The organism is Sphingomonas sp. GW821-FHT09E03, from assembly GCF_059416225.1.
This window is the reverse complement of record NZ_JBWKOS010000002.1, coordinates 213340-231637: the sequence shown is the minus strand read 5'-3', so window position 1 is coordinate 231637 and position 18298 is coordinate 213340. Positions and strand designations below refer to the sequence as shown.

The 18298-nt window shown below is 68.3% G+C and carries 18 protein-coding genes and 1 tRNA gene; 5 read left to right on the top strand and 14 right to left on the bottom strand.

Going from position 1 to position 18298, the window contains the following annotated elements:
• Window positions 1-143 precede the first annotated feature (143 nt).
• Both mgtE and AC07M8_RS05350 read left to right on the top strand, forming a co-directional pair.
• Window positions 144-1559: a magnesium transporter gene (gene mgtE / locus AC07M8_RS05355; protein ID WP_495173348.1), complete on the top strand. Its 1416-nt coding sequence runs from the start codon at window positions 144-146 to the stop codon at window positions 1557-1559.
• A 17-nt stretch (window positions 1560-1576) separates the two neighbouring features.
• Window positions 1577-2020: a DUF1489 family protein gene (locus AC07M8_RS05350; protein ID WP_495173347.1), complete on the top strand. Its 444-nt coding sequence runs from the start codon at window positions 1577-1579 to the stop codon at window positions 2018-2020.
• Between the two features lie 3 nt (window positions 2021-2023).
• Here the strand turns inward: AC07M8_RS05350 and AC07M8_RS05345 are convergent, their stop codons facing one another.
• The 6 genes from AC07M8_RS05345 to AC07M8_RS05320 all read right to left on the bottom strand — a co-directional run bounded on the left by AC07M8_RS05345 (window position 2024) and on the right by AC07M8_RS05320 (window position 7650).
• Window positions 2024-2725, bottom strand: a complete 702-nt coding sequence (locus tag AC07M8_RS05345) for a GIN domain-containing protein (RefSeq protein ID WP_495173346.1) — start codon at window positions 2723-2725, stop codon at window positions 2024-2026.
• 66 nt (window positions 2726-2791) lie between these two features.
• Window positions 2792-3496, bottom strand: a complete 705-nt coding sequence (locus AC07M8_RS05340; protein ID WP_495173345.1) for a GIN domain-containing protein — start codon at window positions 3494-3496, stop codon at window positions 2792-2794.
• 159 nt (window positions 3497-3655) lie between these two features.
• Window positions 3656-4189, bottom strand: a complete 534-nt coding sequence (locus AC07M8_RS05335) for a CarD family transcriptional regulator (RefSeq protein WP_267396993.1) — start codon at window positions 4187-4189, stop codon at window positions 3656-3658.
• A gap of 218 nt (window positions 4190-4407) precedes the next feature.
• Entirely contained in the window at window positions 4408-4749 is a 342-nt protein-coding gene (gene fdxA, locus AC07M8_RS05330) for a ferredoxin FdxA (protein ID WP_267396992.1), read from the bottom strand.
• Window positions 4750-4855: 106 nt separating this feature from the next.
• Window positions 4856-5149, bottom strand: a complete 294-nt coding sequence (locus AC07M8_RS05325) for an RNA-binding S4 domain-containing protein (RefSeq protein ID WP_495173344.1) — start codon at window positions 5147-5149, stop codon at window positions 4856-4858.
• A 5-nt stretch (window positions 5150-5154) separates the two neighbouring features.
• Complete coding sequence (locus AC07M8_RS05320; RefSeq protein WP_495173343.1) at window positions 5155-7650, bottom strand: helicase-related protein; 2496 nt, start codon at window positions 7648-7650, stop codon at window positions 5155-5157.
• A gap of 226 nt (window positions 7651-7876) precedes the next feature.
• Between AC07M8_RS05320 and AC07M8_RS05315 the strand changes: the two genes are divergently transcribed.
• Window positions 7877-9364: a M23 family metallopeptidase gene (locus AC07M8_RS05315; RefSeq protein ID WP_495173342.1), complete on the top strand. Its 1488-nt coding sequence runs from the start codon at window positions 7877-7879 to the stop codon at window positions 9362-9364.
• 257 nt (window positions 9365-9621) lie between these two features.
• Here AC07M8_RS05315 and AC07M8_RS05310 read toward each other — a convergent pair whose 3' ends face one another.
• The 7 genes from AC07M8_RS05310 to AC07M8_RS05280 form a co-directional block, all read right to left on the bottom strand.
• Window positions 9622-11298, bottom strand: coding sequence for an ATP-binding protein (locus AC07M8_RS05310; protein ID WP_495173341.1), 1677 nt, complete (start codon window positions 11296-11298; stop codon window positions 9622-9624).
• A 102-nt stretch (window positions 11299-11400) separates the two neighbouring features.
• Window positions 11401-12135, bottom strand: coding sequence for a TIGR02186 family protein (locus tag AC07M8_RS05305; RefSeq protein ID WP_495173770.1), 735 nt, complete (start codon window positions 12133-12135; stop codon window positions 11401-11403).
• Window positions 12136-12167: 32 nt separating this feature from the next.
• Window positions 12168-13082, bottom strand: coding sequence for a sulfite exporter TauE/SafE family protein (locus tag AC07M8_RS05300; protein WP_495173340.1), 915 nt, complete (start codon window positions 13080-13082; stop codon window positions 12168-12170).
• A 78-nt stretch (window positions 13083-13160) separates the two neighbouring features.
• Window positions 13161-13237 (bottom strand) — tRNA-Arg (locus AC07M8_RS05295).
• A gap of 61 nt (window positions 13238-13298) precedes the next feature.
• Entirely contained in the window at window positions 13299-14057 is a 759-nt protein-coding gene (locus AC07M8_RS05290) for a hypothetical protein (protein WP_495173339.1), read from the bottom strand.
• A 242-nt stretch (window positions 14058-14299) separates the two neighbouring features.
• Window positions 14300-15673 (bottom strand): glycosyl transferase family protein, encoded by a 1374-nt coding sequence (locus tag AC07M8_RS05285; protein ID WP_495173338.1) that lies wholly within the window; start codon window positions 15671-15673, stop codon window positions 14300-14302.
• A 449-nt stretch (window positions 15674-16122) separates the two neighbouring features.
• A complete protein-coding gene (locus tag AC07M8_RS05280) occupies window positions 16123-16617 on the bottom strand; it encodes an outer membrane protein assembly factor BamE (RefSeq protein WP_495173337.1) in 495 nt (164 codons plus the stop codon).
• A 68-nt stretch (window positions 16618-16685) separates the two neighbouring features.
• Here AC07M8_RS05280 and AC07M8_RS05275 point away from each other — a divergent pair, with 68 nt between their 5' ends.
• Together AC07M8_RS05275 and AC07M8_RS05270 are read left to right on the top strand one after the other, a co-directional pair.
• A complete protein-coding gene (locus AC07M8_RS05275) occupies window positions 16686-17231 on the top strand; it encodes a ubiquinol-cytochrome C chaperone family protein (protein ID WP_495173336.1) in 546 nt (181 codons plus the stop codon).
• Window positions 17228-17746 (top strand): YceD family protein, encoded by a 519-nt coding sequence (locus AC07M8_RS05270; RefSeq protein ID WP_495173335.1) that lies wholly within the window; start codon window positions 17228-17230, stop codon window positions 17744-17746. Before AC07M8_RS05275 ends, AC07M8_RS05270 begins: the two co-directional genes overlap by 4 nt.
• A 3-nt stretch (window positions 17747-17749) precedes the next feature.
• On the opposite strand, the gene AC07M8_RS05265 is transcribed toward AC07M8_RS05270, so the two are convergent.
• Window positions 17750-18289 (bottom strand): SixA phosphatase family protein, encoded by a 540-nt coding sequence (locus tag AC07M8_RS05265; protein WP_495173334.1) that lies wholly within the window; start codon window positions 18287-18289, stop codon window positions 17750-17752.
• Window positions 18290-18298 lie beyond the last annotated feature (9 nt).

Sequence of the window (18298 nt, the reverse complement as noted above, 5' to 3'; positions counted from 1 at the left end):
TGCCTGTCGGCACAGATCCCAATTAGGAACCCGTCCGCTCAAGTTGAAGCGGCCCGTAAAGATGCGCGCCGCGGCTGGCAAATCATGGGGTTGCACGATAGGGCACCGCCAGGCGCAATCCACATGACCCCCGGGAGGCGGCGATGAGCAACCCCGAGCTTCCCGACGACGTGATCGAGCATGAGGCCGAGGCCGAGAATCAGCTCGACCGCGACGATCGGCTGCGCCCCGACTTCGTCGATGCGGTGCTCGACGCGGTGCGCGACGGCCATCCCGAACAGGCGCGCGCGCTGGTCGAGCCGCTCCACCCGGCTGACATCGCCGATCTGTTCGAGCTGACCCCGCACGAGGAACGCGGTCACCTCGCCAAGGCGATCACCGACCTGCTCGACGCCGACGTGTTCGCCGAGATGAACGATTATGTCCGCGAGGACCTGATCGATGCGCTCGAGCCGCACGAAGTCGCCGACATCGCTTCCGAGCTCGATACCGACGACGCGGTCGCGATTATCGAGGACATGGACGAGGACGAGCAGCGCGCGGTGCTACGCGCGCTCGACCCCGACGATCGCGCCGCGATCGAGGAAGCCTTGTCCTTCCCCGAGGAATCCGCCGGCCGCCTGATGCAGCGCGAGCTGATCGCGGTGCCCGAGCATTGGACGGTCGGCGACGCGATCGATTTTCTCCGCGGCCACGAGGAACTCACCACCGATTTCTGGGAAATCTTCGTGGTCGATGGCCGCCACCACCCGGTCGGCACCTGCCAATTGTCGTGGATCCTGCGCACCCCGCGCAGCATCGCGATCAGCGATGTGATGAAGCGCGAGCAGACGCTGATCCCGGTCGACATGGACCAGGAAGAGGTCGCGCTGCGCTTCCAGAAATATGCGCTGATCTCGGCGGCGGTGGTCGACGGCAGCGGGCGCCTGGTCGGCATGATCACCGTCGACGACGTCGTCCACATCATCCAGCAGGAAGCAGGCGAAGACGTGCTGCGGCTATCGGGCGCGGGCGAAGGCGACATCAACGAGCCGCTCCGCCTTACCGTCCGTACCCGGCTGTCCTGGCTGGTGGTCAACCTCGGCACCGCGATCCTCGCCGCTTCGGTGGTCGGGCTGTTCCAGGGCACCATTGCCAAGTTCGCGCTGCTTGCGGTGCTGATGCCGATTGTCTCGGGGATGGGCGGCAACGCCGGCACCCAGACGCTCGCCGTGGTGGTGCGCGCGCTCGCCACCAACCAGCTCACCAGCTCCAACACCTGGCGGATGATCGTGCGCGAATTCCGCATCGCGCTCGCCAACGGCCTGTCGCTCGGCGTGCTGATCGGGCTCGGCACCTTCATCGTCTACCACAATACCGATCTGTCGCTGGTGATCGGCCTCGCCATGATCACCAACAATCTCGTCGCCGGGCTCGGCGGCGTGCTGGTGCCGCTGACGCTCGACCGGTTCAACGTCGATCCCGCCGTCTCTTCCGCCGTGTTCGTCACCACCATGACCGATGTGATGGGCTTCTTCAGCTTCCTCGGCCTCGCCACCTTGTGGGGGCTGGGCGGCTGACCCACATCGGCGAGCCCATGCCAGACCCTGACGACACCGACCGGCCCCGCCTCCATCTCACCAAGGTCGCGTTCGGCGCCACCAGCGTCGATCATCTTGCCGAGCGGCTGCTGCTGCGCGCGGCCGACGGGCCGGTGTTCCTCACCACCCGCTATCTGCCCAAGCGCCACGAGGAGATCGCGGGCGAGAAAGCGGGTGGTGGCTCGCTGTTCTGGATTCTCAAGCACCAGCTGATCGCGCGCTCGCCGATCCTCGGCTTCGGCGAGGCCGAGGGCGGCCGCGTCGCCATCCACATCGATCCCGCGCTGGTGCTGGTCCACGCCCGCCCCAAGCGCGCCCACCAGGGCTGGCGCTACCTCGAAGCCACCGATGCGCCGCTCGATCTCGGCGGCGACGCGAGCGGGCTGGAGGCGATGCCGCCGGCGCTGATCGGCGCGCTCGCCGAGCTCGGCCTGATCTGATCGTTACGACCCGGTGCCACAGCTCACCGGCCCGCCCGCGGTCGCCCGCACCGTGCATTTGGGCCGGCCCGCGACCGTCACCGTGCCGAGCCCGCTGTTGCTGATCTGCGCCGCATAGCGCGCCCGCGCGGTGATCGCGCCCAGGCCGTCGAGCACCGCGAGCAATTCGCCCGTATCCACCGCGCTGGTGTCGATCGCGCCGGCGCCATTGGCGGTGAGCCGCGCCGTCGTCACCTTGCCGCCGCCGACCGTGACCGTGCCCGGGCCGATCAGCTGGGTGGCGAGCGAATCGCCCTGCACGCCATCCACCACGATCGCACCGGGGCCGCTCAGCGCCAGGCTCATCCGCGCGCCGGTTAATCGGGTGACGCGCAGCCGCCCCGCCCCGGTCACGCTCGCACCCGTCAGCGCCGGGGTGGTCAGCGTCACCACCACCGGCCGGGTCGCCAGCGCCGCGCCCTGCTCGCTCCACTGGTTGCTGCTGTTGCGCCGCACCACCAGCGTGTCGCCGTTGCTCTGCAGCTCGACCGCCTCGGCCACCGCGCGGTCGCCGCTAACGGTCGCGCCGGGCGAGGCGCCGGTTGTTACCCTCACCTCCAGCGGTCCTTCGACGCGCAACCGGCTGAAGCTGCCGATGCCGATGTGGCGATCGTCGGCCATGGCGGCGCCGGGGATCAGCAGCAGGGCGAGGAGAAGGTGCTTCATGCCGCGCATCGTGGCACCGATCGCGCCCATCCGGCAAGCCGCCTCGCCGTCTTCAGTGGCCGGCCGTCAGCCCCCGCAGCGCACCGAGCCCGAGCCGAGCTTCGACGTCTTGCACCGTGCGGTCGCGCCGAGATCGATGTCGCCCGAGCCGAGCACGCTCACCTTTGCTTCGCCGTTCACCGCCGCGCGCACGTCGCCCGAGCCGGCGACCGACACCGCCGCGCCCGCCGCGCGCAGCCCGGCGGCATCGAGGCTGCCCGAGCCGGCGACGCTCACCGTCAGATGCTTGACCGCACCCGCGACATGCGCGTTGCCCGATCCCGCGATCGACAGGTCCGCGTCGTCCACCGCCAGCGCCGCGATGTTGAGGTCGCCCGATCCTGCAACGCTGCCCGAGAAGGCCGCGCCGCCGATTCGATCGACCTTTATCGTGCCCGATCCGGCCACTGCCGCCGATGCGAGTCGCGGCAGCGTCACGAACACGGTGACCTTCTCGCCATGGCTCCACCCCATGGTCTTGCGGCGGCCGATATTGAGCATGTCGCCGTTGCGGGTGAGCTGCAACCGATCCAGATCCTCGCTGCGGCCTTCGGCCCGCACGGCAAAGGCCGGGCCTACCCGCACGTCCACGTCATCGGCGCCCTTCAGCCCGACACCGGTGAAGCCGCTGGTCGCGAAGCTGCGCGAGGTGCCAGAGCCGGTCGCCGCGATGCTTGGCTCGTCCTTAGCGTCGCTTCCCACCGAACAGGCCGCCAGGGAGGCAACCAGCATCGTAACTGCAACCGCGCGCATAAGAGACCCTTTCATCGTGTATTGTCTCTATAACACACGTGATTGGCACCGGCAAGATCACGGCCACCGGTCGCCGCGCACGAAAAAGGGCGGCCCCGGAAGGGACCGCCCTGTTTCACTCGAAGCAGGCGCTGCGGGTTACGCGGGCACCTTGTCCTTGTTGTAGATCGCCGCGGCGGCGCGGAGGATCTCGAGGATCTTCTCCTGGGCCTTGGGCTCGTCCACCTCTTCCATCGCCGCGAGCTCGCGGGCGAGGCGGCTGCAGGCGGCCTCGAAGATCTGGCGCTCCGAATAGCTCTGCTCGGGCTGGTCGTCGGCGCGGAACAGGTCGCGGACCACCTCGGCGATCGAGGCGAGATCGCCGGAGTTGATCTTCGCCTCATATTCCTGCGCGCGGCGCGACCACATGGTGCGCTTGACCTTGGGCTTGCCCTTCAGCGTCTCCATCGCCTCGCGCATCGTCTTGTCCGACGACAGCTTGCGCATCCCCACCGATTCAGCCTTGTTGGTCGGCACCCGGAGCGTCATCCGCTCCTTCTCGAAGCGCAGCACATACAGCTCGAGCGACGTGCCCGCGATTTCCTGCTTCTGTAATTCGATCACCCGGCCCACGCCGTGCTTGGGGTAAACAACGTAATCACCGACATCGAAGGACAATGCCTTGGCAGCCATGTACGGGCCTTTCTGGGTCGCATCCTGCGCTACGGACGATCCTTGAAGCGGCATGGCGCCGATCCGGACCTGCGAGGACGATTGGTACGAGTATCTCCCGGCGGGCACGCGTCTCATCGCGCCCGTCGCGGACCCATTTAACACAGTCGCAACAAAATTACCAGCCCGATCAGTCAGTCAACCTGCCTGAACTCTCGCTGATCGAGATCAGTCGGGGCTCAGTCGCCCGGACCGGGCTCGGGCGAGAAGTACTTGTCGAACTTGCCGGTTTCGCCCTTGTGCTCGTCGGCGTCCGCGGGCGTCTGGTCTTCCTTGCGGGTGACGTTGGGCCATTGCGCCGAGAAGGTGTTGTTGAGCTCGAGCCACTGTTCCAACCCGCTCTCGGTATCGGGCAGGATCGCCTCGGCGGGGCATTCGGGCTCGCACACGCCGCAGTCGATGCACTCGCTGGGGTTGATGACGAGCATGTTGTCGCCCTCGTAGAAGCAATCCACCGGACAGACCTCGACGCAGTCCATGTACTTGCAGCGGATGCAGGCATCGGTGACGACGTAGGTCATTCAAGGTCCCCAGGGGCAATTCGACGCCGGCAAGTCCGGCAACAGGCAGCAACGGCCGGCGGTCCGGCAGTGAACGCGACGCTGCTATGCCGCGTTCCCTGGCACGTCAATCGATCCGGTCATCCTGCGAGACGTTTGCAAGCCCCAGTTCCTGATAGCAGGCCTGCGCCTCAGGCGCCGGCCCGCGCCGCGGCGGCAGCGCCTCTACCCTCACCACCCGCACCCGGCCGTGGTGGGCGAAGGTGAGGATGTTGCCGATCCGCACCGGCGCATGTGCCTTGTCGATCACCCGGCCGTCGATCCGCATCCGGCCGTCGGCGGCGAGCGCCTGCGCCGTCACCCGGGTCTTGGCGAATCGCACGAACCACAGGAAGCGGTCGAGCCGCATCGAATCAGCCATGCGCGTCAGCCATGGCCGACCAGCGCCGCCAGCCCCGCAAAGGCGCCGGTGGCCGAGCTCGCTGGCGCCGGCCGCGCCGCGGGCGGCCGCCGGCCATGCCACACCCAATGCGGTCCCGCGTCGCCGCTCCCCGCGCGAAACCCCAATTCGGTCATCAGCCGATCGAGGCTCGCCGCCTCCAGCCCGATCGAGGTGGCGAGCGCCGGATCGGGCACGAACGGCGTGCGCCCCTGGCGCGCATCATGCGCAGCGCGCGCGATCCGCTCGACGAGGTCGAGCCGCACCGCCTGATGCGCGAGCGGGCGAAAGCCCATCGCCAGCGTCGCCCCCGCTGCCCCGCGGGGCAGCACGGTGGCGCCGTCGCGCGGCAGTGCCAGCTGCGGCTCGCGCGTGCCGCCCCGCACCCGCAGCAGCGCCTGCCGCCAGCGCGCCGCCGCAGGCTTGATCAACCGCGGGTCGAACAGGTCGAGCGCGCCGATGGTGATGCCGATGCCGCGCAGCCGCTTGCGCTCCTCAGGCGCCAGCGCCTCGAGCGACGCGCGCAGCGGCAGCCGTGGCAGCAACCCGCCCGCGGCTTCGAGCTCGCTGGCAACCACCCGCAGCGCCGCGCTCGCGGCCGGATCGCGCGCCGCCTCGGCGAGCCTCACCAGCGCCGGCACCTGCCGCGCCATGCTCGCCGCCACCCATCTCGTCAGCCGCTGCTGCGCCGCCTCGCGCTGCGCCTTGGTCAGGCAGTCGAGCGAGCGATCGAGCGCCACCGTCGGCCGCGCCACCGTCGCGCCCGGCGCCAGCCGTGCCACCTCATGCCCGTTCCACACGATCGCCGGCGCCGCCGCCACGTCCAGCGTGATCGCCGCATCCTCGGCCGCGGCCAGCGCCGCGCCGCGCCGCGTCCGCTCGCCCGCCAGCCGCTTTTCCGCCGCCGCGAGCAGCAACCGCCGGTCGCTCGCCCGCGCCGCCGGGTCGACGGTGAAGCGGAAGCCGTCGAGCCGGCCGATCGGATGGTCCTCCACCAGTACCTCGCCCTCGGGACCGATCACCACCGGCAGCAGGCTCGAATCGGCGCCGATCTGGCGGATCAGCGCGGTGGTGCGCTTGTCGACGAAGCGCTGGGTCAGGCTGGCGTGAAGCCCGTCGGACAGCCGCTCCTCGATGAGCCGGGTGCGCTCGGCGCCTTGCGCGGGATCGGCCAGCCAGTCAACACGCTGCGCGATATAGGCCCAGGTGCGGATCGCCGCGATCCGCCCGGCAAGCGTCTCGACGTCGCCGTTGATCGATTCCAGCCGCGCCACCTCGTCGGCGAACCACTGGTTGGGGATCACCCCCTTGCCCTCGCTGAGATAGCCGAACACGCGCGACACGAAGCGCGCATGCGGATCGAGCCCGAGCTTGCGGAAATCGGGGATGCCGCACGCCGCCCACAATCGCTTGACCATCGACGGCTGCCGCGTGCGATCGCGCACCCATTGTTCGTCAGCCAGCCGCTTGAGCACGGCAAGATCCATCGATTGCGGCGCCGCCAGCAGCACGCCGGGCGCCGGGCGCTGCTCGAGGCTCGCGATCAGCGCGTCGACGCTCGAGAAATCGGGCTCGCCGTTGCGCCAGTAGAGCTGCTCGATGCGCGGAAAACGATGCTCCTCGATGTTGAGCACCTCCTCGGGCAGAAAGGCGCCCGGCCCCTCCTCGACGATGCCGCCGAACGTGCCGTCACGCTGGTGGCGACCGGCGCGGCCGGCGATCTGCGCCATCTCCGCCACCGTCAGCCGGCGGTTGCGCCGCCCGTCGAACTTGTGCAGCCCGGCGAAGGCGACATGCGCGACATCCATGTTGAGCCCCATGCCTATCGCGTCGGTGGCGACGAGATAATCGACCTCGCCGGCTTGGAACATCGCGACCTGCGCGTTGCGGGTACGCGGCGAGAGCGCCCCCATCACCACCGCGGCGCCGCCGCGCAGCCGCCGCAGCATCTCGGCGACGGCATAGACCTCCTCGGCGGAGAAGGCGACGATCGCCGAGCGCTTGGGCAGCCGGCTGATCTTCTTGGCACCCGCATAGGTGAGCCGCGAGAAGCGCGGCCGGCCGATGATATCGGCATCGGGCACCAGCGCGCTGATCATCGGCCGCAGCGCCTCGGACCCGAGGATCATCGTCTCCTCGCGCCCGCGCCGGCGCAACAGCCGGTCGGTAAACACATGGCCGCGCTCGGCGTCGGTGCCGAGCTGTGCCTCGTCTAGCCCGACGAAGGCGGCGTCATGCTCGGGCATGCTCTCGGCGGTGCACAGGAACCAGCGTGCGTTGGGCGGCGTGATCTTCTCCTCGCCGGTGACCAGCGCGACCTGGTCGGCGCCCTTCATCCGCACCACGCGGTCATACACCTCGCGCGCGAGCAGCCGCAGCGGAAAGCCCATGATGCCGCTCGAATGGCCGCACATGCGCTCCACCGCGAGATGGGTCTTGCCGGTGTTGGTGGGCCCGAGGACCGCAGTGACGGCGGCTTTCATCGTGCCAACATCGGATGTCGGGCCCGCCGGCGCAATGCCGATCGGCAGCGGCGTCGATCGATTGGCCGCGATCCTCGCGCGGCAAACCGCTGAGCGCATCGGCAAACCGTCTCGCCGCAGCCCCGGCCGGCGGGCTCGGCGGTTAATTTGACATTAGGGCGGATGCTTCACAACGCTACCTTTCTCGCCGGGGGGTATGCGGCGGCACGACACGAGGCGTCTTCGCTTGTTCTTGCGCAACGATCATGAATTCGAGTTCGCGGGCGGCACCGCCGCACGGCCGTTCGCGCGCGCCCTCGCGGCCGCGCCGGCCGCCGTGCCGCTCGACGGCCTGCGCCAGCGCCTCGGCGACATGGAATGGGTGCCCGATCTCGGCGCGAACATCGGCAGCCGCGGCTGGTGGCGCGGCGTGGCCACCTTCGCCGGCCTGTGCGGCGTTGCCTGGATGCTGGCGCCGGGTCTTCACCCGATCGTCGGCGCGGCGCCGGCGGCGCTCGCCGGCAGCGCTCGCGACGAGACCCGCGCCCAGTCGATCGCGCCGCTCGCTTGGGGCGCCGACACCGGCCGGCGGATGGCCGCCAACGATCTGGTCGCGCCGCTTGCTGAAGCGCCCGAACGCCCGGCGATCGAACTGTCCGCCACCTTGGGCGAAGGCGACCGGCTCGGCGCCGTGCTTGAGCGCGCCGGCGTCGGCCGCAGCGATGCCGAGGCCGCGCAGCGCCTGGTCGGCAGCGCCGCCCCGATCGACGAGATTAAACCCGGCACCCGGATCACCCTCACCCTCGGCCGCCGCGCGGTGAAGACGGTGCCACGTCCGCTCGAGCAGCTGGCGCTGCGCGCGCGGTTCGATCTCGCGGTGACGCTCAACCGCGCCGGCAGCGGGCTGGTGATGACCCGCCAGCCGATCGCGATCGACGCCACGCCGCTGCGCATCCAGGGGCTGGTCGGCTCGAGCCTCTATCGCTCCGCGCGGGCCGCGGGCGCGCCCGCCAGGGCGGTGGAAAGCTACATCAAGGCGCTCGCCACCCGCCTCGCGATCGGCCGCGACATCGGCGCCGCCGACAGCTTCGATCTGATCGTCGAGCGTGAGCGCGCCGCGACCGGCGAGGTCAAGCTCGGGCAATTGCTGTTCGCGGGGATCGACCAGGGCGCCAAGAAGGTGGAGCTCGTCCGCTGGGACGGTGGCGATCAGGCCGATTCCGATAACGGCGGCTGGTTCGATGCCAAGGGGCAGACCGAACGCCGCGGCTTCATGGGCATGCCCGTCGCCGGCCACATCACCTCGAGCTTCGGCATGCGCATGCATCCCCTGCTCGGCTTCATGCGCATGCACAAAGGCCTGGATATCGGCGCGCGTTACGGGTCTCCGATCTATGCGGTGCTCGACGGCGTCGTGCAGATGGCGGGGCGGTCGGGCGGCTATGGCAATTTCGTCAAGCTCGGTCACGGCGGCGGCCTCGCCAGCGGCTATGGCCACATGAGCCGGATCGCGGTGTCACCCGGCGAGCGCGTCCACCAGGGCGAGGTGATCGGCTATGTCGGCTCCACCGGCATGTCGACCGGTCCGCATCTGCACTGGGAAGTGTGGCGCAACGGCCAGACGGTCGATCCGCGCTCGATCACCTTCGCCAGCGTCGCCACCCTGTCCGGCGAGAAGCTCCGCCAGTTCAAGGCGCGGGTGGCGAGCCTGCTCGCGGTGAAGCCGGGCGCCTGATCGTTCCAGCGCTGTCATCCTGAACTCGTTTCAGGATCCATGGCCCTCGATAGCGGCGGGCCTGCGGGTCCTTGAGGCCATGGATGCTGAAACGAGTTCAGCATAACAATGAAGGTTGGGGGCGACGGCTATGGAACCGATTCAACTAATTCCGTCATCCCGGCGAAAGCCGGGATCTCCCGGTTGCTAGGGCATACCCCTCCCCGAAAGCCCCGGCTTTCGCCGGGATGACGGCGGTACAATGGCGCCGGATGCGTTTACTTCCCCTGGGCGCGCCAGCGCTGGATCGTGCGCTGGATGATCCCCTCCTCGCCGCCGGCATCGCGCCACAGCTGCGAAAACAACGGATCGCCCGAGGCCGGCCGCTTGCTTTCCTCGAGCGCGTCAAAGCTCACCCGGATCGGCACCGCCACGCCCTCGCCGCACACCACGCATTCGCGGTTGCGCAGCGCGGGGATCGCATCGAGGAAACCGCGCGCGCCTTCCGGCATCGCGGCACGGACAAAGGCCTGGTCGCGCTCGTTGTTGAGCCGCATTGCGATGATGGTGCCGCACTGCGAGAGCACGCCCTCTTCGAGGTCGGACGGTCGCTGCGTGATCAGCCCCAGCGACACGCCATATTTGCGGCCTTCCTTGGCGATCCGGCTGAGGATCTTGCCCACCGACGAGCTGTCGCCCGTCCGGCCGCTTGGAATGTAGCGATGCGCCTCCTCGCAGACGAGCAGGATCGGCCGCTGCGGCTCGTTGCGGCTCCAGATCGCGAAGTCGAAGGTCATTCGGCTCAGCACCGCGACCACCACCGAGGTGATTTCCGATGGCACGCCCGAGACATCGACGATCGAGATCGGCTTGCCGTCGCCCGGCATGCGGAACACGCGGGCGAGGAAGCTGGCCATCGTATCCGCCACCAGCATGCCTGAGAACATAAAGCCGTAGCGCGGATCGGCCTTGATCTCATCAATCTTGGTCTTGAGCCGTAGATAGGGTGCGGTGTCGCCGGCGCGATCCATCTTGCCCATCTCGAGCTGGATCAGGCTGGTGAGGTCGCTGAGCAGATAGGGCGTCGGCGCATCGACGGTGAGCTTGGCGATCTCCTGCCCCAGCCGGTTCTTGGCGCGGGCCATCAGCAGGCATTTGGCGAGGATGTCGGCATCCACCTGGCGCTCGCTGCCGCTGGTGGTGAGGAACACCTCGCAATGTTCCTCGAAGTTCATCAGCCAATAGGGCATCTGCAGGTTGGTGACATCGTAGATCGCGCCATTGCCGCGGAACGCGGCGGCATATTCGCCATGCGGGTCGATCATCACGACATGGCCCTGCGGCGCGAGCTCGCAGATGCGGTGGAGGATCAGCGCGGCGCTGGTCGACTTGCCGGTGCCGGTCGACCCCACCAGCGCGAAATGCTTGCCGAGCATCGCATCCACATACAGCGCGGCGCGCACGTCCTTGGTCGGATAGACGGTGCCGATCTGGATATGCGGCTGGTCGGCCGCCGAATAGATCTGGCGCAGATCCGCGGTGGCGATCGGGAACACCTCGCAGCCGGGGATCGGATAGCGCGTCACGCCGCGGCGGAATTTGTAGAGCTTGCCGGTCAGCCGCTCCTCGTCGCCCTCGCCGAGGAAATCGATCTCGGCGGCGACCCAATCGTTGCCGACATCCTCCAGCATCAGGCTGCGGATGTTGGCGATCAGCCACGATCCACCGACGCGCATCTTGAGCTGCCCGCCGACCTGCCCGGCCGAGGCGACCACGGGGTCGGCATTCTGGCCGACCAGTTCGAGTGCGGCGCGATCAAGCAGCACCCGGCTGCCGGCGCCGCCGATCGACAGCACGCAACCGATCGGCAGCAGCCCGGCCGCATTGCCTATGATCGGCGCCGCCGCCAGCGGCGTCGCCCCTGCGAAAGCGTGCGCGCCCGGCATGTCGTTCATGAAGCTCGGTCCCTGGCCATTTGAACCGGGGCTATGCGGAAGAGGGGGTTAACATCGGGTGTGATGGTGATGCGTGCGCTGCCACACCCTGCCACGGCAATGCTACAGCCGGCGGGCGATCTGCCCCGCCGCCCAGCCGAGCATCACCGAGAGCGCGACCGCGGCAAGGCCATACCAGATCGCCGACCGGTCCGCCGCGCGCGCCACAAAGCGCTCGAACCCCGATTTGCGGATCTCGATGTCGCGCACCGCCGCCGCCAGCACCCGGCCGTCGCGGATCAGGAAGGTCTCGGCGGTGAACCGTCCGACCGGCACGCGCGCCGGGATGGTGACGCGGGCGCGGTAGAGCACGCCATCGGTGATCTCCACCGCGCGCGGTGCCTCGAAATAGAGCCCGCTGCGCCGCTTGAGATCGACCAGTCCCCGCTGGAACCGGTCCTGGACCTCGGCGGGGGCGTTCGAGCCGGGCGACAGCTGCAGCGAATCGAGGCCGAGTTCGTAGATGGCGCGGGTCCGGGCATCGACGATCCGCCCGATCGGTCGCGACGACGCCACCGCGTAGAAGGACGGCGCCGAGCTGTAGCGCAGCCGCGCCGCGTTCACCCAGATGCCGCCGATCTTCTCCTTCTCGCGAACCAGGATCGGCTGGGTCGGGCCCTTCACCACCACGACGATGTCGGTCCGCGCCTCGCCGCGCGGCAGGCGCCCACCGGGGTAGAGAATCGCACCGAACAGCAGCAGCTCGGCGCCGGTGAAGCTGTATGCGATCTCGATATTGCGCTGGGAAACATCCGGAACGAGCACCGGCTTGCTCGTGTCCGGCATCGCCTGCCCCATCAGCAACGGCGCAACAATCAAGCTCCAGCGCTTCACAGGAGTTCCACCGAGAAGATCTCCTCGGGCCGCCACACCAGCCCGAGCAGGATCCGCACACCGACCAGCAGCACCATGATCGCCAGCGCCAGCCGCAAATATTCGGGGCGCACCTTGGTGGCAAACCGCGCGCCGACCTGCGCGCCCACGACCGAGCCGAGCAGCAACAGCCCTGCCAGCACGATATCCACCGCCTTGGTGGTCGTGGCATGGACCATGGTCGCCACAGCGGTGACGAACAGCGTCTGGAACAAGGAGGTGCCCACCACCACGCTGGTCGCCATGCCGAGCAGGTAGATCATCGCCGGCACCAGGATGAAGCCGCCGCCAATGCCCAGCAGGATCGTCAGGATACCGGTAAAGAAACCGAGGAACAGCGGCGCCAGCGGCGAGATATACAGGCCGGACGCATAGAAGCGCGTGCGCAGCGGCAGCGCTGCGACCAGCGGGTGGTGGCGGCGCTTGCGTGGCGGTGGCGGCCGCCCGCTACGCGACAGGCCGATCGTGACCAGCGATTCGCGCGCCATCAGCAAACCGATCGAGCCGAGCATCAGCACGTAGACAATGCCGATCACCGTATCGATCTGGCCGCTCTCTTGGAGCAGCCGGAAGATCCACGCGCCGGCGAAACTGCCGACGATCCCTCCTGCGACCAGCACGCCGCCCATCTTCACGTCCACGCCTTTGCGATGAAAATGTGCGAAGACACCGGAGACGCTGGCGCCGGTTACCTGACTGGCGGAGGAGGCGGCGGCGACAGTAGGGGGAATGCCGTAAATAATCAGCAGTGGCGTGGTGAGAAAGCCGCCGCCGACGCCGAACATGCCCGATAACAAGCCAACGCCGCCACCCAGCAGGATGATGACCAGCGCGTTGACCGACAGATTGGCGATGGGAAGGTAGAGATCCACGGCCCGGGGTTATAGCCATGGTGACGGCCGCGGCTAGCGCGTGCGACGCCGATCATGCTCGAAGTCGTGAAAGGAAAGTGGTGCGCCCGGAACGATTCGAACGTCCGACCCTCAGATTCGTAGTCTGATGCTCTATCCAGCTGAGCTACGGGCGCTTGGGAGGTGGGCCCCTAGCCGCTGTGCTAGCCGGGTGCAACCCGCAGAGGCCGACGCGCGCTAGAAATCGCTGCCGATCGACAAGGCTGGCCCCGACCCCGGGCTGGCGGCGCCAGCGACCCGCTCGCGCCAGTCGAGCGTCAGCCTGATTGCCTTGCCGGCGACCGGCACGCTTACCGCCAGCGACGGGCCGACGTCGAGCCGCGCGACGCCTGGCTGCGCGCCACCCCAGGCGCCGAGGCCAAGATCGATCCGCAGGCGGCCGCGCGTGAGCGGGTGGAACACGCGCACCGCCCCATCGGCGAATGCCTGGACGCCGTCGCGCGCGATCGCGCCCGCCTGGCCATAGCCTTCGCCGCGGAAGCCGAGGGCCAGATCGGTAGGCCCAAAGCCGCCGATCACCTCCACCGTCGGGCCGCCGCGCCCGCCATCGAGCGATAGCCGTTGCTCGGCGACCAAATGGATCGGTGCGCGGGTCGGCTGCCAGTCGATCCCGACCGCGGTTTCCGCCCCGCGCCCACGCAAGGGCGTGGCGACCCGCACCGCCGCGGCGATCCGTCGCCCACGGTCCAGCAAATAGGTGACACGCGCGCCCGCTTGCGACGCCCCCAACTGGCCGCCAAGCAGTGTTTGCCGCGGGCCGCCGCGTGCGATCAGCCAGGCGCTGGCCGCCCAGCGATCGGCCGGGGTGTCCTGCCCGGCAGTGGCCTGCCGGCGCTGCAGGAGGGGCGTGGGCACGATAATGGTTTGCGGCGTCTGCTCGGTCGACGATGCTACCGACAGCGGAGTGGCGACGGCAAGGCGAGGCGGCACAATCATCGGTGGTGGCTTGGGCATCAGTGATGGACCGGCCAGGGGCGCCAGCTCGCGGCGGAACGGCATTGCCCCGCCCATGGCTACGACATCGTGGATCGAACAAGGCAGGGTGGCTGCCGCGGCGGGCAGGCCCGCTATTTTGCCGAGCGCAGCGACGGAATCTGGTGATGGCCAGAGCAGGACGATCCGCGCCGCCGTCCAGCTCCCGAGCAACATGAACAGGAAGCGAAGCGGTCTGCCGCCGGTCAACGTCCCTGCTCGAGCACGGGAAAGTCGTGCCGCGTCTTGTCCCACACCAGGGCTTCGCCCCGCAGCATGGCAAGGTACCGTGCCAGCGCGCGCGGCGCGGCGATCAGCGCGATGAGGTTGCCGACGAAGAAACGCGGCACCGACCACATCGCCTCGCGCACGCCATAGCAGCGCCAGGTGCAGATCATCCGCATCGCCAATCGCCAGCCGAGCAGCAGGGTCGTTGCCGGCACCACCCAGAGTGCAAGGCCATCAGGTGGCGGCAGTGCCCCGTGCATCAGGTGCAAGCCCAGCCGCAGCCCCCACAGGATCACCGCGGCATAAGCGACCGCCAGCACCAGCACCGCCAGCGGCGCACGCCGGTCGCGCATCCGCATCCAGTGATCGGTAAAGGCGAGATGCTGCCCCCAGCCGGTGCGATCCCACCCCGCCAGCGCAATCCCCGTCATCCAGCGCGCCTTCTGCCGGGTCGCGGCCGGCACGCTGTCTGGAAAATAGGCGCGAACCGCGACCACCCCGCCGTCGCTGCCATCGCCGACCCGCGCGAACAGGCTGCGGCCGCCGAGTTCGGCGATGCGCAGGCCGAGCTCGTAATCCTCGGTTAGGCTGGTCGCGTCGAACGGAGACCCACCGCGCTCGGCGGCAATGGTCGCGAGCATCTCGGTGGCGATCGCACAGCCGGTACCCGCCAGTGGCATCGCCGCGCCGAGCGAGCGCCGCACCACCATCTGGACGGTGTGGGCCTCGGCGAACTCGTCCGCATAATGGCCGGAGACAAGGTAGCCCGGCCGGATCAACGGCAGCACCGGCAGTTGCACCACTGCCCGCCCCTCGATCAGGGCATCGAACACCCGCAACTCGCCTGGATGGACGACGTCCTCGGCATCATGCAGCACCACTGCCTTGGTCGACTTTAGGTCGTGTCGGTCAGAATCGACCAGCGCGCGCCAGAGATTGTTGAGGCAATCGGCCTTGGTGGTGGGGCCGTCCTTGCTGCCGATGACCATGACGATCCGCGGGTCGGCCGCCGCGACGTGCGCCACCGCGGCGATCGTGCCCGGATCATTGGGGTAGAGCCCAACATAAATCCGGTAATTCGGATGATCGAACCGATCGAGTGCGGTGGTGAGCATGCCCCCGATCACGGCCACTTCGTCCCAGGCAGCGACGAACACCGCGAGCCGGCCCGGGTCCACGGGCTGTCGCAGCCCTGCCAGCGAATAACGACGCCTTCCATGCCACGTCAGCCGCCGCACGATGAAGAACAGATCGACCAGCAGATCATCCACCCCACCGACAATCAGGCCGGCGGCGGCAAACATCATCGATTCGCGCGCCAGCGCGTCAATGCCCCACAATATCGGTTCCACATCGACCCCCCCGTCGTGTGGGTGACATCATTGGTCAAGCTACCGATTCGCACAAGAGGACTCTCGCGGGTTTACATTACCTGAGCTGAAACAAGTAACTACCTGCGTCACATAAATAAGTATTTGCGCGACGAGCAATTCACCGAACATCCAATGACATGACAATGCAGCGTCACGGCAACGTGATACGGATGAAGACTCACCCGATCAGCGCTCCGCGCAGGCGACCAGGCAAGCAACCAGTTCAAAGATTCGCAAGATTTAGCGGATCATGCAAAGAACTGATCCGGCACGCGAATGTGATCCTGCAATCCGCTACGAGGGGAGCAGTTGCGGTGCAGGCACGGCACGACCGCGTCGCAGCGTAGCAGAGGACGCCGCCGGCAACCGTTTGAATACAAGCAACCAGCGCACGCCGAGGAAAGGTGGCCGGAAACCGAGTGCCCGTATTACGGCGTGTCGCGACCGGCACCGCCGCCGCCGGGCCCGCCAGCGCCGCCACCCATCGCACCGACGGTGCCGATGTTGCCGAACAGATCCTGGAAGAAGCCGCGCTTCCTGCCCAGTGTCGGCGTGGTCTTGCCGTACATGTTGACGCTCGCGACCTGGTCGAGCCCGGTACGCGTGATGCCGGTCACCGTGCCAGCGGCATCGAAGCTGATCTTCAGCGTGATCTGGTCCTTGGCCCGCGGCTTCTGGAAGTTGAGGTTGCGGCTGTCGCGCGCCAGATAATACCAGTCCGCCTGGCCGAACTGGCTGGCAATGGTAGGCCGCCCGAGCACCTGCGCTACCGACTGGCGATTATCCACCCCCGGCTGCACCGAATTCACCAGATCCGCGTCGATGATATAGCCCTGGTGCGAGCGCAGCGGGGCACAGCCCCCAACGAGGACGGCAAGCCCGAGGCCTGCAACGAGGCTGACACGGGCAATGGATACGCTCATCACTATCTCCGAAGGCGCGCGCGGGATCGGCCGATTGCATCGCTCGCCGATCGCCTCGATATGCGAGGATGCGCGGTGCATCAAGCCGCGTGGGGAGATGGACGGGCGTGAGCTGGTGGGAAAGGCTGTTCGGCGGCGGCGATGATCGAGCGTTGCCGCTCTACACCGCGGTGGTCGCGCATGGCCGGGCCGAGCATTGGTATCTGGCCGGCGCGGTGCCGGACACCGTCGATGGGCGGTTCGACATGATCGCAGCGGTGCTGGCGATGGTGCTGCTGCGGCTGGAAGCGGAACGCGCCGGCGCCATGCTCGCGGCCCAGCTGACCGAACGGTTCGTCGACGACATGGACGGCCAGCTTCGCCAGCTCGGGATCGGCGATGTCGTCGTTGGCAAGCATATCGGGCAGATGATGAGCATGCTCGGCGGCCGCCTGGGTGCCTATCGCGATGGGCTCGCCGCCGATGATCTCGCACCTGCCTTGCTCCGCAATCTCTACCGCGGTGCTTCGCCTTCGCCCGCCGCTATATCCCACGTCGCGGCGGCACTGACCGCGTTCAGCACCGCGCTTGGCCACCTTACCCTCGACCAGCTTACCGCAGGAGAGCTGCCATGACCCCCGAGTTCAGCCGCCCCGAACGCATCGACGCCATCGGCGACGGTGAACGCCGGATCACGATCGCCGCCGACGCCGCAGAGCGAGCCGCGGTCGCCAAGCGCTTCGGGCTGCTCGCCATCGACCGGCTGGAGGCGACACTGACGGCGCGGCGCGAAAACGGCGGCGTCGAGGTGCGCGGCACGGTGAGCGCGGCGGTGACCCAGGCCTGCTCGATCACCGGCGACCCGCTGCCGGTGTCGATCGACGAACCGGTGGCGCTCCAGTATGTCGAGTCGCTCGATGGCGGCGAGGAGGTCGAGCTCGGCGAGGATGCGCTCGACACCATCGAGATCGAGGGCGGCGCGATCGATCTCGGTGAAGCCGCCGCGGAAACCATGGCGCTGGCGCTTGATCCGTTTCCGAGAAGCCCGCGTGCCGCGGCCGTGCTCAAGGAAGCCGGCGTGATCGACGAGCAGGAATTCAAGCCGGTGACCGCCCTGTCGGGCCTTAAGGCGCTGCTCGAGAAGAAGTAAGGCTCAGCGCTCGTCCGGGCCGAGGGTGGGGTCAAGGTCGCGGGGTCGGATGAAGCGATTGAGCGTGGCCGTGCCCGCGCGGACCTCGTCCCAGGCGTCGACGCCGAGATCCATTTCGGCGACGGTGGCGGTGGGGTATTTCTGCTCGACCAGCCCGCGCAGGCCATCGGCGTCTTCGGGGACGAGCATCAGCAGCAGGTCCTCGAGCCCGGGATTGTGGCCGACCAGCAGCACCCGCTCCACCGTCGCGGGCAGATCATGGACGACATCCAGCAGCGTCGCCGACGAGGCGAGGTAGACTCGCCGGTCCCAGCTTGGTGCCAGCGTGCGCCCATAACCCGATTCGAAGCCGTCGAGGGTTTCCTCCACTCGCACCGCGGGCGAGGCGACGACATGATCGAAGTCGACGCCGAGGCTGCGCAGGTGACGACCCATCAAGGTCGCGGCGCGCCGACCCTTGGGGTTGAGCGGCCGATCGAAATCGCGCGACACCGGATCATCCCAGCCGGACTTGGCGTGGCGCAGCAGCGTCAACGTCTTCACTCGGGGCGC

Excerpts from the sequence above, each read along its gene's own strand:
- mgtE (WP_495173348.1), top strand. The coding sequence starts at position 144 with ATGAGCAACCCCGAGCTTCCCGACGACGTGATCGAGCATGAGGCCGAG.
- AC07M8_RS05350 (WP_495173347.1), top strand. The coding sequence starts at position 1,577 with ATGCCAGACCCTGACGACACCGACCGGCCCCGCCTCCATCTCACCAAG.
- AC07M8_RS05345 (WP_495173346.1), bottom strand. The coding sequence starts at position 2,725 with ATGAAGCACCTTCTCCTCGCCCTGCTGCTGATCCCCGGCGCCGCCATG.
- AC07M8_RS05340 (WP_495173345.1), bottom strand. The coding sequence starts at position 3,496 with ATGCTGGTTGCCTCCCTGGCGGCCTGTTCGGTGGGAAGCGACGCTAAG.
- AC07M8_RS05335 (WP_267396993.1), bottom strand. The coding sequence starts at position 4,189 with ATGGCTGCCAAGGCATTGTCCTTCGATGTCGGTGATTACGTTGTTTAC.
- fdxA (WP_267396992.1), bottom strand. The coding sequence starts at position 4,749 with ATGACCTACGTCGTCACCGATGCCTGCATCCGCTGCAAGTACATGGAC.
- AC07M8_RS05325 (WP_495173344.1), bottom strand. The coding sequence starts at position 5,149 with ATGGCTGATTCGATGCGGCTCGACCGCTTCCTGTGGTTCGTGCGATTC.
- AC07M8_RS05320 (WP_495173343.1), bottom strand. The coding sequence starts at position 7,650 with ATGAAAGCCGCCGTCACTGCGGTCCTCGGGCCCACCAACACCGGCAAG.
- AC07M8_RS05310 (WP_495173341.1), bottom strand. The coding sequence starts at position 11,298 with ATGAACGACATGCCGGGCGCGCACGCTTTCGCAGGGGCGACGCCGCTG.
- AC07M8_RS05305 (WP_495173770.1), bottom strand. The coding sequence starts at position 12,135 with ATGGGGCAGGCGATGCCGGACACGAGCAAGCCGGTGCTCGTTCCGGAT.
- AC07M8_RS05290 (WP_495173339.1), bottom strand. The coding sequence starts at position 14,057 with ATGATTGTGCCGCCTCGCCTTGCCGTCGCCACTCCGCTGTCGGTAGCA.
- AC07M8_RS05280 (WP_495173337.1), bottom strand. The coding sequence starts at position 16,617 with ATGAGCGTATCCATTGCCCGTGTCAGCCTCGTTGCAGGCCTCGGGCTT.
- AC07M8_RS05275 (WP_495173336.1), top strand. The coding sequence starts at position 16,686 with ATGCGCGGTGCATCAAGCCGCGTGGGGAGATGGACGGGCGTGAGCTGG.
- AC07M8_RS05270 (WP_495173335.1), top strand. The coding sequence starts at position 17,228 with ATGACCCCCGAGTTCAGCCGCCCCGAACGCATCGACGCCATCGGCGAC.